Annotated in this window: 11 protein-coding genes; 9 read left to right on the forward strand and 2 right to left on the reverse strand. The window is 67.5% G+C overall.

The genetic code is table 11. The annotated features are described in order from the left end of the window. Positions 1–69 precede the first annotated feature (69 nt). From QFZ42_RS07295 to QFZ42_RS07320, 6 genes are all read left to right on the forward strand, one after another. Positions 70–912, forward strand: a complete 843-nt coding sequence (locus QFZ42_RS07295; RefSeq protein WP_307700324.1) for an IclR family transcriptional regulator — start codon at positions 70–72, stop codon at positions 910–912. 42 nt (positions 913–954) lie between these two features. Further along, positions 955–2,250 carry an aconitase X catalytic domain-containing protein gene (locus tag QFZ42_RS07300; RefSeq protein WP_307700325.1) on the forward strand — a complete coding sequence of 432 codons (1,296 nt, stop codon included), beginning with the start codon at positions 955–957 and terminating at the stop codon, positions 2,248–2,250. A gap of 196 nt (positions 2,251–2,446) precedes the next feature. Then, on the forward strand, positions 2,447–2,902 hold the full coding sequence (locus QFZ42_RS07305) for an aconitase X swivel domain-containing protein (RefSeq protein ID WP_307700326.1): 456 nt from the start codon (positions 2,447–2,449) through the stop codon (positions 2,900–2,902). Continuing rightward, on the forward strand, positions 2,899–4,599 hold the full coding sequence (gene ilvD, locus QFZ42_RS07310; RefSeq protein WP_307700327.1) for a dihydroxy-acid dehydratase: 1,701 nt from the start codon (positions 2,899–2,901) through the stop codon (positions 4,597–4,599). Before QFZ42_RS07305 ends, ilvD begins: the two co-directional genes overlap by 4 nt. 112 nt (positions 4,600–4,711) lie before the next feature. Beyond that, complete coding sequence (locus tag QFZ42_RS07315) at positions 4,712–5,848, forward strand: porin (RefSeq protein ID WP_307700328.1); 1,137 nt, start codon at positions 4,712–4,714, stop codon at positions 5,846–5,848. Between the two features lie 14 nt (positions 5,849–5,862). Continuing rightward, complete coding sequence (locus tag QFZ42_RS07320) at positions 5,863–6,837, forward strand: Bug family tripartite tricarboxylate transporter substrate binding protein (RefSeq protein ID WP_307700329.1); 975 nt, start codon at positions 5,863–5,865, stop codon at positions 6,835–6,837. A gap of 15 nt (positions 6,838–6,852) precedes the next feature. Here QFZ42_RS07320 and QFZ42_RS07325 read toward each other — a convergent pair whose 3' ends face one another. Further along, positions 6,853–7,686, reverse strand: coding sequence for an aldo/keto reductase (locus QFZ42_RS07325; RefSeq protein ID WP_373423316.1), 834 nt, complete (start codon positions 7,684–7,686; stop codon positions 6,853–6,855). A gap of 324 nt (positions 7,687–8,010) precedes the next feature. Beyond that, positions 8,011–9,138, reverse strand: a complete 1,128-nt coding sequence (locus QFZ42_RS07330) for an ABC transporter substrate-binding protein (RefSeq protein ID WP_307700330.1) — start codon at positions 9,136–9,138, stop codon at positions 8,011–8,013. A 120-nt stretch (positions 9,139–9,258) separates the two neighbouring features. Between QFZ42_RS07330 and imuA the strand changes: the two genes are divergently transcribed. Genes imuA through QFZ42_RS07345 form a run of 3 tightly spaced genes read left to right on the forward strand, consistent with a single transcriptional unit; the run spans position 9,259 to position 14,735 of the window. Then, positions 9,259–10,065, forward strand: coding sequence for a translesion DNA synthesis-associated protein ImuA (gene imuA / locus QFZ42_RS07335; protein WP_307700331.1), 807 nt, complete (start codon positions 9,259–9,261; stop codon positions 10,063–10,065). Continuing rightward, positions 10,034–11,386: a Y-family DNA polymerase gene (locus QFZ42_RS07340; RefSeq protein ID WP_307700332.1), complete on the forward strand. Its 1,353-nt coding sequence runs from the start codon at positions 10,034–10,036 to the stop codon at positions 11,384–11,386. Before imuA ends, QFZ42_RS07340 begins: the two co-directional genes overlap by 32 nt. Next, positions 11,379–14,735, forward strand: a complete 3,357-nt coding sequence (locus QFZ42_RS07345; protein ID WP_307700333.1) for an error-prone DNA polymerase — start codon at positions 11,379–11,381, stop codon at positions 14,733–14,735. Before QFZ42_RS07340 ends, QFZ42_RS07345 begins: the two co-directional genes overlap by 8 nt. The last annotated feature ends 48 nt before the right edge of the window (positions 14,736–14,783 follow it).

Here is a 14,783-nt window from a genome sequence, read left to right on the forward strand (position 1 = left end):
AACCCTGTCGACCTCCTTTCGCCAGCCTCTACATTGCAGAGTCTTGCAAAGCGTTCAAAGGGTCTCCCCATGTCCAACGACAAAAACGACAGCTCTCTTTCCGCCTCCGAATCCACCGATGCGCGCGGCGACCGCTCCGATACCGTGAGCGCGCTGGAGCGCGGCATCTCGGTGCTGCGCTGCTTCAGCGAGGCGCGCCCCGTGCTGGGTCATGCCGATATCGCACGCATGACCGGCATCCCGCGGCCGACCGTCAACCGGCTCGTCGCCACGCTGCTCTCCATGGGCATGCTGAAGGCCGCACAGGTGGCCGACCGCTTCATGCTCGGGCCGGGCGTGGTGTCGCTGTCGCGCGTGTTCCTCGGCAGTCTCGACGTGCGCGCCGCGGCGCGCCCCAGCATGCAGGCGATGGCCGAAGAGGTGGGCGCCTCGGTCTACCTGGCCATACGCGACGGCATGGAGATGGTGCTGATCGAAGCCTGCCGGCCGCGTTCGTCGATGCTCTCGGCGCGGCTCGACGTGGGTTCGCGCGCGCCGCTGGCCAACTCGGCGCTGGGCCGCGCCTACCTTTCGGCATTGCCCGAGACGCAGCGCAGCCAGCTGGTCGATTCGATGCGCCTCTTGCGCGGCCCCGAGTGGGACAGCATCGCACCCGGCATGACGCGCGCGATCGGCGAAGCCCGGCGGCTCGGCTACTGCCTTTCGCTCGGTGAATTCCACCGCGAGATCAACTCGGTGTCGGTGCCACTCATCGGCCCCGACGGCGAAGTGATGGCGCTCAACGGCGGCGGCGCGGCCTTCGTGTTCAGCGAGGAGCGCCTGCGCAACGAACTCGCACCGCGCCTGCACGACATCGCGCTGACCATTGCACGCGACATAGGCGGCCATGTGCCCACGCCCTTGCCGGGCTAGCCCGGCCGACCCCACGACAGCACAAGAACGGAGACACAGGCCATGCACCTGAGCGATGAAGAAAAAGCCATGATGGACGGGCGCGATGGACCGGCCGTGCAGAAGGCGATGGACCTCCTGATGCGCTACGGCGAAGCGCTGGGCGCCGAGCGGCTGGTCGAGACGCGTAACGTCTGCGCCACCATCACCTCGACCACGCCGTTCCAGCGCGACTTCGCGCTGGCCAAGGGCGGCGGCATGGATGCGGTGTTCTCCGAATTCAGCCTCGACAGCCAGGAGACTGTCGAGATTCCGAAGTTCAAGGTTTTCACGAGCCACCTGCAGCTGGGCTTCGACCCCGGCCAGCCCGAGCGCATGGGCGTGAGCGAAGAGATCGTGCAGTTCTACAACAAGAGCGAGCGCCATGCGGCGGGCCTTGGCGCGCAGATCATGAACACCTGCACGCCCTACCAGGTCGGCAACATCCCGACGCGCGGCGAGCACTGCGCGTGGATGGAATCGTCGGCGGTGGTGTATTGCAATTCGGTGCTCGGCGCGCGAACCAACACCGAAGGCCGAGAGAGCACCGGCGCGGCCATGCTCACCGGTCGCATTCCATACTGGGGCTATCACCTCGACGAGAACCGCCGCGCCACGCATGTGGTCGAGCTCGACGTCGAGGTCGAATCGGTGCAGGACTGGGGCCTGCTCGGCTACTACATCGGCGAGCACGTGCAGGAGCGCGTGCCGGTGGTGCACAGCCGGCGCGGCATCAGCCGCGTGCCGAACCTGCCGCGGCTCAAGCACTTCGGCGCGGCGGCCTCGTCGTCGGGCGGCGTCGAGATGTACCACATTGCAGGTATCACGCCCGAGGCCTTGACGCTCGAACAGGCACTCGGCGGCCGTGCGCCGGTGGAGGTGCTGCGCTACGGCGAGGCCGAGCGCCGCGCCACCTACGAGAAGATCAACGCGACCGGCAAGGACGCCGAGGTGCAGTACGTGATGCTCGGTTGCCCGCACTACACCATCGAACAGATCTGGGAGGCCGCGCAGCTCATCGAAGGGCGCAAGGTGCACCCGGATTGCGAGCTGTGGATCTTCACGCCGCGCGCCATCAAGTCGCTGGCCGACCGCAACGGCTATACCAGGATCATCGAGGCCGCGGGCGGCATTCTCATGACCGACAGCTGCTCCGCCATGAGCCGCGCCGTGCCCAAGGGCACGAAGACGGTGGCGCTCGACTCGGCCAAGCAGGCGCACTACCTGCCCGCGATTCTCGGCGTGCAGGCGTGGTTCGGCAGCACGGCTGAATGTGTAGATGCAGCATGCACCGGCCGGTGGAATGGAGGCATGCAATGAGGCTCCGGATTTTCTCCCTCCCCCTCTGGGGGAGGGCAGGGGTGGGGGCCAGCGGCGCACCCATCGAGCGCTCTGGATGCCCCCATCCCCACCTCGGTGCAGGCAGCCAGAGGCTGCCGCTCTTCGGGCTGTCCAGTTCCGCGCAGGCGGAACTGGAGCCGCAGCCCTCAGCCCCAGCAGGGGAAGGAGCAAAACCATGAATGCACGCGACAACACATCCACCTTGGTCATCCATGGCCGCAAGGTCGTAGGCGGCATCGCTGAAGGCGAGGCGCTCGTCACGCGCGACCGCATTTCGGGCTGGGGCGGCATCGATCCGCGCACCGGCACCGTCATCGAAACGCGGCACGAGTTGCGTGGCCAGAGCTTCGCGGGCAAGGTGCTGGTGTTCCCCGGGGCCAAGGGCTCGTCGGGATGGTCGGCCATGTTCCACATGACGCGGCTCATGAACTCCGCGCCCGCGGCGTTCCTGTTCAACGAGATGACGACCAAGATGGCGCTCGGCGCGGTGGTCACGCACGCACCCTCGATGACCGACTTCGAGTGCGATCCGCTCGAGTGCATCGAGACCGGCGACTGGGTGCGCGTGGACGCCGACCGCGGCGTGATCGAAATCACCAAGAAGAACAACAAGTCCGGAGACCGCCCATGACCCGCCCCCTGCGCAGCAACTTTCCACGCGGCTCGTATCTCTGGTCGGTGCGCAATGCGCACTGGCGCGCGCTCGGCATTCCGGAAGAGGATTGCGAGAAGCCGAAGATCGCCATCGTCAACAGCTCGTCCGAGCTCGCCGCATGCTTCAGCCATCTCGACAAGGTGGCGGCAGAGATCAAGACCGCCATCCGCGCGGCGGGCGGCGTGCCGTTCGAGATCCGCACCGCAGCGCCCAGCGACTTCATCACCGGAGCGGGCGCGCGCGGCGCCTACATGCTCGGTGCGCGCGACCTGGTCACCAACGACATCGAGGTGGCCGTCGAAGGCGCACAGCTCGACGGCATGGTGTGCCTCACCTCGTGCGACAAGACCGTGCCGGGCCAACTCATGGCGGCCGCGCGGCTCAACATTCCGACGCTGCTGGTGCCGTGCGGTTACCAGCCCAGCGGCGAGTACCGCGGCAAGCACATGGACATCGAGGAAGTGTTCATCGGCGCGATGCACGCGGTCACCGGCAAGCTGCCGGTCGAAGAACTCGTGGGCATGAGCCGCGAGGCGATCCGCGGGCCGGGCGTGTGCTCGGGCCTGGGCACGGCCAACTCGATGCACATCGTCTGCGAAGCACTCGGCATGGCCTTGCCCGGCAGCGCGCCAGTCGCCGCGCTGAGCGCGAAGATGATGGACGACGTGCGCGCGGCCGGAACGCGCATCGTGCAGATGGTGCTGGATGACCTGAAGCCGCGCGACATCCTCTCGGCCGGCGCCTTTTCCAACGCGGTGCGCGCGGTGCTGTCCGTCGGCGGCTCGCTCAACACGGCCAAGCATCTGCAGGCGATATCGACCGAAGGCGAGTGCGGCGTGGACGTGTACGGCCTGTTCGAAAGCCTTGGCCCCACGACGCCGGTGCTGGCCGGCGTGCGGCCGATCGGCGAGCACAGCATCGAAGCCTTCGAGGCGGCAGGCGGCTGCCGCGCGCTGATGAAGCAGCTCGCGCCCTTGCTCGACACGGGCGCGCTGACGGTGACCGGCGACACGGTCGCCGACAACTTGCGCAACGCTGAAGTGAGCGACGCCGAGGTGATCCGACCCATCGCTCGCCCGGTCGCGCCGCTGCCGGCCATCGTGCTCTTGCGCGGCAACCTGGCGCCCGAGTCGGGCCTCATCAAGACCGGGATCGCGCCACGCAAGGTGCGCAGCTTCACTGGTCCGGCCGTGTGCTTCTGGACGTCGGACGCAGCCATTGCGGCGCTGAAGAATGGAGAGATCGTCCCCGGCCAGGTGGTCGTGATGCGCGGCGCCGGTGCCTACGGCGGCCCGGCAATGGGCGGCGGCGCCTCGCGCGTGGTGTTCGCCGTCGACGGCGCGGGCCTGGGCGACCAGGTCGCCATCCTGACCGACGGGCATCTTTCGGGCCTGGTCTGCAAGGGGCTCGTGGTGGCCGAAGTGTCGCCCGAAGCCGCGCTCGGCGGGCCGCTCGGGCTGGTGCGCGATGGCGACGTGATCACCATCGACCTCGACGCGCGCCGGCTCGACATTGCACTGACCGACGCCGAACTCCAGGCACGCCGCGCCGACTGGCAGGCACCGCCGCCGGCCTTCGACACCGGCTGGCTGCAGCAGTACCGGCGCAACGTGAGCCCGCTGTCGAAGGGCGCCGTGCTCGTGCGCACCGAACGCCCCGAGCCCTCGGGCTAAGACCTTTTCATCCGGCCTTCGCCGACCGGTGCGCACCCCTGTGCGCGCCCGGTGGCGCAGCCCTGCGCGAGTTTTTTTCAAACCAAGAGAAGAAGCAGGAGACAACGAAACCATGAAGAAGATCTTGATGTGGTCGGCGCTGGCGTCACTGGGATGGGCAAGCAGCGGCGCGGCGCACGCGCAATCCACCGTCACCGTGTTCGGCGTGATGGACCTCGGGGTCCAGTACACCAAAGGCGAAGGCGGCGGCTCGGTCAAGGCGCTGTCGAATGGCGGCCTCTCGACCAGCCGGCTCGGATTCCGCGGCACCGAAGACCTGGGCGGCGGCCTGCGCGCGGGCTTCTGGCTCGAAGGCAGCCTGAACCCCGACACCGGCACCGGCCGCGCGAGCAACAGCAACAACCAGACGAGCGGCGCGGGCACCGCGGGGCCGATCACCTTCGACCGCATGTCTTTCGTGAGCCTGTCGCACGACAAGGTCGGCGAACTGCGCCTGGGCCGCGACTTCATTCCCACGCACTACAACAGCATCTACTTCGATCCCTTCAACGCCAATGGCGTGGCGCGCGCGGGCAACCTCACGTTCGCGGGCGCGGGCACCGGGCCGCTGCCCACCGGCATCACGGGCAGCAACACGGTGAGCTACTGGCTGCCGCCCACGCTCGGCGGCTTCTACGGCATGGCGATGATCGGCACGGGCGAGAACGATTCCACCGCGCCCAACCGCGACGACGGCAACTTCGCCGGCGCGCGCTTCGGCTTTGCCTCGGGCGCGTTCGACATCGCCGCGGCCGTGACGCGCACTCACTACGACGCCACCGCCACCATCGGCAACTACACGCACGCCAACATCGGCGGCACCTGGGACGCGGGCTTTGCGAAGTTCTTCGCGCTCTACAACAAGGTGACCGTGAAGCTCGCGGCCGGCACGGTGCGCAAGAACACCGCCGAGATCGGCGCGCACATTCCGGCCTTCGAGGTGGGCCGCATCCGCGTGAGCTACGCCTACCTCGACGACCGCAGCGACGAGAGCCTGCGCAATGCCAACGGCATGCCGCGCAACCGCGACGATGCGAGGCAGTTCGGTGTCGGCTATGTGCACAACCTCTCGAAGCGCACCGCGCTCTACGGCACCTACGCGCGGCTCATGAACAGCGGCCAGGCGCGCTATGTCGTGAGCGGCGGCGTGGCACCGGCCGGCGGCCGCCGCTCGTCGGGCTGGGAGCTCGGCGTGCGGCATCTCTTCTGAACAAGGAGCAAAAAATGCGACGCAGAAACCTCACCCTGGCGGCCCTCGCGGCCGGCGGCACGCTCGCTATGCTGCCTGGCGCGGCGGCCTGGAGCGCCGAGCGCTATCCGGACAAGCCGCTGCGCCTGATCGTCGGCTTTGCGCCTGGCGGCGGCGCCGATGCGCTCACGCGCATCATTGCCGAGGGGCTCTCGAAGCAGCTCGGCCAGCAGGTGATCGTGGAGAACCGCCCCGGCGCCGACGGCGTGCTGGCGGCGCAGGCCACGTCGTCTGCCAAGCCCGATGGCTACACGCTGCTGATGGGCACCAACACCGCGATGGTGGCCGCGCCCACGCTGCGGCCGACCTCGCCCTACGACCCGTTCAAGGCCTTCGCGCCGATCAGTTCGGCGGGGCAGTTCTCGATGTTCCTCGTGGTGCCTTCGAGCTTGCCGGTGAAGAACGTTAACGAACTGCTGGCGATGGTGGCGGCCAAGCCCGGCGCCTACAACTCGGCGTCGAGCAACAGCGCGTCGGAGCTCGCGATGCTGCAGCTGCTGGGCGAGCGCAAGGTGGTCAACGCGCGCTACAAGGGCGACATGCAAGCCATGACCGACCTGCTGGGCGGCCAGATCCACATGATGTTCACCACCGGCACGCTGGCGCCGAGCTTCGTGAAGGAAGGTCGCATTCGCGCGCTGGTTACGCTGCTGCCGCAGCGCAGCGCCTTGCTCCCCGACGTGCCGACAGGCGGCGAGCTGGGGTTGGGCAAGTTGACCATCACGCCGTGGGCCGGCTTCTTCGGGCCGCCGGGGTTGCCGAAGGAGATATCGGAGAAGCTGTCGCAGGAACTGCAGAACACGCTGAAGCGACCGGAAGTGCATGCGCAGCTGGTGCAGCAGGGCTTCGAGGGCTATGGCATGAGCCCGGCCAAGTTCGCTGAATTCTTCCGTGCGCAGTACGACGCCTTCGGTGCCACGGTGCGGCAGCACAACGTGAAGTTCGAGTAGCCGGAGGAGGTGCGTTCAGCGCCCGATCGAGTCCGCTTTGCCGCGCCAGAACGCCGCATCCGGAACCGTACCCGCGCCGGCCGCGGCGTTGTCGGCCATGTGCTCGGCGCGGCTGGTGCCGGGAATGGTGCAGGTCACGGCGGGGTGGCTCAGAACGAACTTCAGCAGTACCTGCGCCCAGCTCGTGCAGCCGATCTCGGACGCCCACGCGGGCAGCGGCCTGTCGCGCAGTCGGCGCAGCAGGCCGCCGCCGCCGAAGGGCATGTTGACGATCACCGCCACGCCGCGTTCGGCTGCGAGCGGCAGCAGGCGCTGCTCGGCGTCGCGCGCGTCGATCGAGTAGTTGATCTGCAGGAAGTCGAGCTTCTCGGCGCGCAGCACGGCCTCGACCTCGTCGTAGGCCGAGGCGGTGTAGTGCGTGATGCCGATGTAGCGCACGCGGCCTTGCTCTTTCCAGCCGCGCAGCGTGGCGAGATGCGTTTTCCAGTCGGCCAGGTTGTGCACCTGCATCAGGTCCATGCGCTGGGTGCGAAGCCGCGCGAACGACTGTTCCATCTGTGCAATGCCGGCCTCGCGGCCCGAGGTCCAGACCTTGGTCGCGAGAAAGGCCTTGTTCTCGCGCCGCTTCGATGCAGCGGCCAGCAGTTCGCCGGTGGTTTCCTCGGAGCGGCCGTACATCGGCGAACTGTCGATCACCGTACCGCCGGCGGCAAAAAGAGCTTCGAGCACGCCGGGCAAGCGCTTGTATTCGTCCGTGCCGGGGCGCTGGTCGAACCCGATCCAGGTGCCGCAGCCGACAACCGGCAAGGCCTCTTGGGTGGAAGGAATGGGGCGGGTGTTCATGGTCATCGCAGGCCTGCCTTGTTGCTGTGCGAAGGAGGGGAGCGCGGCACCGGCGCAGAGAGCAGCGCCGAGCCTGAGCAGCTGGGCGCGGGTGAGGGCGGGGCGCTGTGGTGCGTTCGTGGGTGGAGTCGTCACCAGCGAAATTCTGCGCCAAGGAGGGCTTAGAACGAAAGGCCTTGGGCTTGTCCACGATCCACGTGGGTCACGTGCATCGTTCTGGGCTTGATTCGTGGCGCGCTCTCGCCGACGGGGGACATTCGCGGAGGGGAGTACCCCGTGGCCTTTGCACGCACGCTGAATGAATTCCCCCTTACCACGTATAGACAACCCTCAGCGCAGATAGCGCCCGTCAGCCTTCAGCATCGACAGTTCGGAGAAGGTCAGCCCGCGGTGCTCGCCCGGCCGGTAAGACACCGCGATGCCGCCGATGTCCAGCGTCTTGAACGACTCGAGGCCCTTGTGCAGCGAATCGGCCGTCGGGTTCGCGCCCGCACGCTTCAGCCCTTCGATCATGATCTTGGCCGCCACATAGCCCTCGAGGCTTGCGTAGCTGAATTCGGTCGCGCCGATTTTCTTCATGGCCGCCTGGTACTCGGCAATCACCGGCATCGCGCTGTTCCATGGATAGGGCACGACCTGCGAGATGACCACGCCGGCCGCGTCCTTCTTGATGTCCTGGAACAGCTTTTGACCGTTCAGCAGCGAGAACGAATAGAACGCCGTCTCGCCGCCAGCCGCGCGGTAGGCCGAGATGAACTTTGCCGCTACCTCGTTGGTGGCCGACAACACCACCGCCTTGGGCTTGAGCTTGGCCAACTCCACGGCGCGTTCGGCGGCGTCGGAGCCGTCGTTCTTGATCGCCACGCTGCCCACCATTTTTTCGCCGCGCTCGGCAATGAACTTCTGCGTGCTTTCCAGCGCCGAGCGTGCGCCGGGGTTGTCGTTGTGCGCAAAGCCGATGCGGGACAGGCCGATGGTGAACAGGTGGTTCACGATGCGGTTGTATTCCTCGTCGTAGCTGATGCGCACCGGAAAGCCGTACTCGGAGGCCTTCACCACCGGGGCCGCGCCCGTGTAGGGGCCGACGACGGGAATCTTGAGCTCGTTGGCGGCCTTCAGCGCGCCGACCGACGACGACGTGCCGATGGGCATCAGGATGCCGACGGCCCCCTCTTTCACGAAGGTCTTGACGTTCTCGGCGCCTTTGGCGGGGTCGAAAGCGTCGTCGAGCTGGCGCAGTTCGACCGGCCGACCGTTGACGCCACCGCCGGCATTCAGTGTGGTGAAGAAGGCACGAATGCCGATCAGCGGCTCGGGCGAGAGAGAGGCGAGCGGCCCGGTCTGCACGTAGGTCTGGCCGATCAGGATGGGCTTGGTTTGCGCCTGTGCGGCCGGCGAAAGTCCCAGGACGAAAGCAGCCAAGGCCGAAGCCAGCAAGTGAATCTTTGTGTATTTCATGGTCACAAATTGTTAATGATTGATCTTAGACGCCAAGGCGCCGCCCCCCTCTTCGGGTAAATCGCTATTTGAGTTGCGGCTCATGAAATACTGTATAAAAATACAGTTAACGATTGCATCATGGGCCTCCCTTTCCTTGACTCCTTTTCCGCTGCCGCAGGCCGTGGCGTCTGGCACGCCGATGAGCTCGGCCTGGCCGATGCACAGGTCGTCGCCACCGGCCACGCCGCGCTCGACGCCGAATTGCCGGGCGGCGGCTGGCCTGTGGGCGCCATGACGGAGTTGCTGCAAACCGCGCCAGAAGCCCACGTCTGGCGGCTGCTGCTGCCTGCCTTGGCGCAAGCAGTCCAGACGCGCGGGGGGCCGGTGGTGTTGATCGGCGCGCCTTACGAACCCTGCGGGCCGTCGCTCGCGGCGCAGGGCCTGCCGGTGGAGGCGCTGATGTGGGTCCGAAGCGAAGCATCGGCCGCGCGGCTGTGGGCCTGCGAGCAGGCGCTGCGCTGCGCCGACGTGTCTGCGGTGCTCGCCTGGCTGCCCCAGGCCCGGGTCGGTGAACTGCGGCGGCTGCAGTTGGCGGCCGCCCAGCACGACGTGCTGCTCTTCGTGTGCCGGCCCGAGTCGGCCGCGCACGGTGCATCGCCGGCGCGGCTTCGGCTCCAGGTGGAAAGTTGCGAGACCGACAGCTCGCAGATCGAACTGCGCATCCTCAAGCGCCGCGGCCCGCCGCTGGCCGCGCCGGTGATGCTGCCGGCGCGCAACGAGCGCATGGCCGCATTGTTGGCGGCTGCCCGGCTGCGCCGCAAACTGCGTTTGCAGCAGCAAGGCACGGCGCCGGCCGGCGAAGCGGCAACGTCGGCCACGGTGGTGCGCATCGACGCATGGAAAGGAGGCCCCAATGCACTGGATCGCATTGCGGTGGTCGCTTGAAGCCGACGCGCCTGAAACGCAAACCTTGCCCACGACCGAAGCGCTGGGCTGGTGGGCGCTGCAATACACGCCGCACGTTGCCTGGCAGGACGAGGCGCTGATGCTCGAGGTCTCGGCCTGCGAGCGCCTGTGGGGCGGGCGCTCGTCGCTGATGCGGCAGCTGGCCCACGAAAACCCCGCGCCCGGCGCCGTGATGCGCGGCGCGCAGGGCGCCACGAGCCTGATCGCGCTGGCCCGGCTGCGCCTGTTCGAGCGCAACGAAGGTCGGCCCAAGGACATTCCCGCCGGCCTGCCGCTGGATACGCTGAGCGCCGCGCGCGAGCACCTCGACCTGCTTGCGCGGCTCGGCTGCCGCACCTGGGGCGAGGTGGCGGCCCTGCCGCGCGGTGGCCTCACGCGGCGATTCGGCGCGGCGTTGCGCGAAGCGCTCGACGCCGCCTGGGGCCTGCGGCCCGAAAGCCACAGCTGGCTTACGCTGCCCGACGTGTTCGAGCAGAAGCTGGAGCTGCCCGCCCTGGCCGAGACCGCGCCCGAGCTGATGTGGTCGGCCAACCGGCTGCTCACGGCGCTGCAGTTCTGGCTGCGTGCCCGCCAGCGCGGCGCGCGTGCGCTCGAGCTGCAATGGACGCTCGACCTCAAGCGCTTCAACGGCGTGAACCTGCCGCCGCACCAGCAGGTCACCGTGCGCACGGCCGAACCCACGCAGGACATGGCGCACCTGCGCCGCCTGCTGTCCGAGAAACTGGCACTCACCACGCTTGCGGCGCCCGCGAGCTGGCTCCGGCTGCGCACGCTCGAAACCGATCCGTGGGCCGGCGCCAGCACCAGCTTCCTGCCCGAAGACAACCGCAAGGGCGACAAGCTGCATGAAATGGTGGAGCGGCTCAGCGTGCGGCTCGGACCGCAGCAGGTGGTCGTGCCGGCCGCGCAGGCCGATCACCGCCCCGAGCGCAAGCAAGCCTGGCAACCCGCGCTGCAGAAAGACAAGGCGCTGCCGGACACCAAGACCCGCAAGGAAGCGAAGGCCGCGGCCTCGCAGCCCGATGCCATCTACCCGCCGTGGTTGCTGCCCGAACCCCTGCGGCTCGAGATGGACGGCGAGCGCCCGTGCTACCGCGGCCCGCTCAGCAAGCTGATCGGGCCGCAGCGCGTCGAGGCCGGCTGGTGGGGCGGTGAAGAAGATGGCGGCCAACCCGCCATGCGCGACTACTACGTGGCAGAAAGCCCCGAAGCCGGGCTGGTGTGGATCTTTCGCGAGCGGCCCTCGGCGCGGTTTTCTCCGGGCGAAGTGCGCTGGTACCTGCAGGGGTTCTATGCCTGACCTGAGCGAAAAACAGCTGCGCGGCCGCAATTCGGCCAAGGTGCATGCGCTGCCCTTGCCTTTGCGCAGGAAGCCGGTCCCTGCGCTGCCCGACTATGCCGAGCTGCACTGCCTCACCAACTTCAGCTTCCAGCGCGGCGCCTCGACGCCCGAGCAAATGGTCGAGCGCGCCTACCAGCTTGGCTACGCGGCGCTGGCCATCACCGACGAATGCTCGGTGGCCGGCATCGTGCGCGCGCATGTCTGCCTGCGCGAGCTGCCGGCCAAATTGGAGGAATACAAGCGCGATCATCCCGACGAGCCGCCGATTCCGCGCAACCCCGGTTTCCGGCTGCTGTTCGGCAGCGAGTTCCGTTTCGAGCGCTTCAGGCTCGTGGTGATTGCCAACGACACCGAGGGCTGGGGCAACCTCTGCGAGTTCATCACCGCCGCGCGCAACACCGAGCTGCCCAAGGGCGAATACCGCGTGAGCTGGGACGAGAGCGACGTGGCTTCGCTGCAGCACTGCCAGGTCCTTTTCGTGCCGCATCGCGCACCGGGTGGTGCCATGGACATCGCCACGCTGCACGAAGACCTGCTGGCCGCCAAGGCGCTCTACAGAGAGAACCTGTGGCTGGCAGTCGAGATGCTCAACGAGCTCGACGACGACCTGTGGTTCGTCACGCTGATGCAGGCGGGCGAGCAGACGGGCGTGCCGCTCGTGGCGGCCGGCGACGTGCACATGCATGCGCGCTCGGCCAAGCCGCTGCACGACGTGCTCACGGCCGTGCGCGAAGGCAAGACCGTGGCCGAGTGCGGCTTTGCGCTGCAGCCGAATGCCGAGCGGCATCTGCGGCAGCGGGTGCGGCTGGCCGAGCTCTATCTGTCCGAGATGCTGTCGAACACGCTGGTGGTGGCCGGGCGATGCCGGTTCGATCCGGAGGTGATCCGGGAAACCTACAAATATCCACTCGAAACCGTGGGAACCCATGAGACGCCCGTGCAGACGCTGATGCGCAAGACCTGGGAGGGCGCGGCGGTGCGCTTTCCCGAGGGTATTCCGAACAAAGTGCGCGAGCAGGTCGAGAAGGAGCTCGCGCTGATCGTCGAGATGAAGTACGAGATGTTCTTCCTCACGGTGGAAGACATCGTGCGGTTTGCGCGCTCGCAGCACATCCTTTGCCAGGGGCGCGGCTCCTCGGCCAATTCGGTCGTCTGCTACTGCCTCGGCATTACCGCGGTCAATCCCGAAAAAAGCCACCTGCTGTTCGAGCGCTTCCTGAGCCGGCATCGCAACGAACCGCCCGACATCGACGTCGACTTCGAGCACCAGCGGCGCGAAGAAGTCATCCAGTACATCTACGAGAAATACGGCCGGGAACGCGCCGCCATTGCGGCCGTCGTCATCTGCTATCGCTCCCGCAGCGCCTTGCGCGACGTGGGCAAGGCCATGGGCATCGACGAGCGGCTGATCGACGAATTCGCCAAGGACCACTACTGGTTCGACGACACCGTGCTGGGGGAGCAACTGCGGCAGGCCGCGGCGCGCGTCGGCGTGCAGGAAGACGAACTCAAGCTGGTGCAATGGATCGAGATGACGCAGCGGCTCAAGGGCTTTCCGCGCCACCTGAGCCAGCACGTCGGCGGCTTCGTGCTCACGCACACCAGGCTCACGCGGCTGGTGCCGGTCGAAAAGGCGTCGATGAAAGACCGCTCCGTCATCCAGTGGGAAAAGGACGACCTCGAGGCCATGGGCATGCTCAAGGTCGACGTGCTCGCGCTCGGCATGCTCAGCGCGATAAGACGCGGGCTCGACCACATGAACCGCTGGCGCGGATCGGTGGTGGAGATGCATCACATTCCGAACAACGATGAAAAGGTGTTCGACATGATCTGCGACGCCGACACCATCGGCGTGTTCCAGATCGAGAGCCGGGCGCAGATGTCGATGCTGCCGCGGCTGAAACCGCGCTGCTACGAAGACCTGGTGATCGAAGTCGCGATCGTGCGGCCGGGGCCGATTCAGGGCGGCATGGTGCATCCGTATCTGAAGCAGCGCGAACGGGTGGCCAAGGGCCTGGCGATTCACTACGAGAAGGAAGAACTGCGGCCGGCGCTGGAACGCACGCTGGGAATACCGATCTTCCAGGAGCAGGTGATGCAGATCGCGATGATCGCGGCCAAGTTCACCGCCGATGAAGCCGATCAGTTGAGGCGCGCGATGGCGGCGTGGAAGCGAAAGGGCGGCCTCGACAAGTTCCACGACAAGCTCGTTCAGGGCATGGTCGACAACGGCTACAAAGCCGAGTTCGCCGAAGCCATCTTCAAGCAGATCCTCGGGTTCGGCGACTACGGCTTTCCCGAAAGCCATGCCGCAAGCTTCGCGCTGCTGGTCACCGTGAGCAGCTGGCTCAAGAACTACGAGCCCGCCTGCTTTCTTGCGGCGCTGCTCGATTCGCAGCCGATGGGCTTCTACAGCCCTTCGCAGCTGGTGCAGGACGCGCGCCGCCACGGCGTCGAGGTGCGGCCGGTCGATGTCACGTGCAGCGACATGGACACCACGCTCGAGGCCCGCGGCCCCGATGCGCCGCGCATGCCGAGCGGCACCGACGCGCGCTACGCCGAGCGCCTGGGCAACGAGAACCAGCCCGCCGTGCGGCTCGGGCTGAACCGTGTTTCAAGCCTCAGCAAGGAGGGTGCCGAACGCCTGCTCGACGCGCGTGCGCAAGCGCCTTTCACCAGCACCGAAGACCTCGCGCTGCGCGCCGAACTCGACGGCAAGGACATGGCCGCGCTGGCCGCCGCCGATGCGCTGATGTCGCTCTCGGGCCACCGCCGCCAGCAGGTGTGGGACGCCACGGCGCAGCGGCGCTCGCCGGCCTTGCTCAAGGGCGTGCCGATCAATGAGCAGGTCCTGCAACTGCCCGCGGCGCCCGAGGGCGAGGAAATCGTGGGCGACTACGCCGCGCTCGGCCTCACGCTGCGGCGCCATCCGCTCGCGCTGCTGCGCCCGCGCCTCGCGCGCATGAAGCTCATGAGCGCCGAAGAGCTGCGTTCGCTGCCCAGCGGGCAGACCGCGCGCGCCTGCGGCATCGTCAAGGGGCGGCAGCGTCCGGGCACCGCCAACGGCACCATCTTCGTCACGCTCGAGGACGAGACCGGCAACGTCAACGTCATCGTCTGGAGCCACGTCATCGAGGCTTGGCGCGAGCCGCTTCTCAAGTCGCACCTGCTCGCGGTGCAGGGCACCTGGCAGCGCGACGACGACACCGGCGGCAAGGTGCAGCACCTGATCGCCACCGGCTTCAAGGACCTGACGCCGCTCATGGGGCGTCTGGCGCTGAGCAACACCAGCCGCGATTTCCATTGACGGCATCGAATGCAACCGATCGTTCCATGTCTCGCGCGCCCCACGACT

This window comes from Variovorax paradoxus, assembly GCF_030815855.1.
In the GTDB taxonomy this organism is placed as follows: Bacteria; Pseudomonadota; Gammaproteobacteria; order Burkholderiales; family Burkholderiaceae_C; genus Variovorax; species Variovorax paradoxus_M.

Coding starts and splice junctions, on each gene's coding strand:
- QFZ42_RS07295 (WP_307700324.1), top strand. CDS start 70: ATGTCCAACGACAAAAACGACAGCTCTCTTTCCGCCTCCGAATCCACC.
- QFZ42_RS07300 (WP_307700325.1), top strand. CDS start 955: ATGCACCTGAGCGATGAAGAAAAAGCCATGATGGACGGGCGCGATGGA.
- QFZ42_RS07305 (WP_307700326.1), top strand. CDS start 2,447: ATGAATGCACGCGACAACACATCCACCTTGGTCATCCATGGCCGCAAG.
- ilvD (WP_307700327.1), top strand. CDS start 2,899: ATGACCCGCCCCCTGCGCAGCAACTTTCCACGCGGCTCGTATCTCTGG.
- QFZ42_RS07315 (WP_307700328.1), top strand. CDS start 4,712: ATGAAGAAGATCTTGATGTGGTCGGCGCTGGCGTCACTGGGATGGGCA.
- QFZ42_RS07320 (WP_307700329.1), top strand. CDS start 5,863: ATGCGACGCAGAAACCTCACCCTGGCGGCCCTCGCGGCCGGCGGCACG.
- QFZ42_RS07325 (WP_373423316.1), bottom strand. CDS start 7,686: ATGACCATGAACACCCGCCCCATTCCTTCCACCCAAGAGGCCTTGCCG.
- QFZ42_RS07330 (WP_307700330.1), bottom strand. CDS start 9,138: ATGAAATACACAAAGATTCACTTGCTGGCTTCGGCCTTGGCTGCTTTC.
- imuA (WP_307700331.1), top strand. CDS start 9,259: ATGGGCCTCCCTTTCCTTGACTCCTTTTCCGCTGCCGCAGGCCGTGGC.
- QFZ42_RS07340 (WP_307700332.1), top strand. CDS start 10,034: ATGCACTGGATCGCATTGCGGTGGTCGCTTGAAGCCGACGCGCCTGAA.
- QFZ42_RS07345 (WP_307700333.1), top strand. CDS start 11,379: ATGCCTGACCTGAGCGAAAAACAGCTGCGCGGCCGCAATTCGGCCAAG.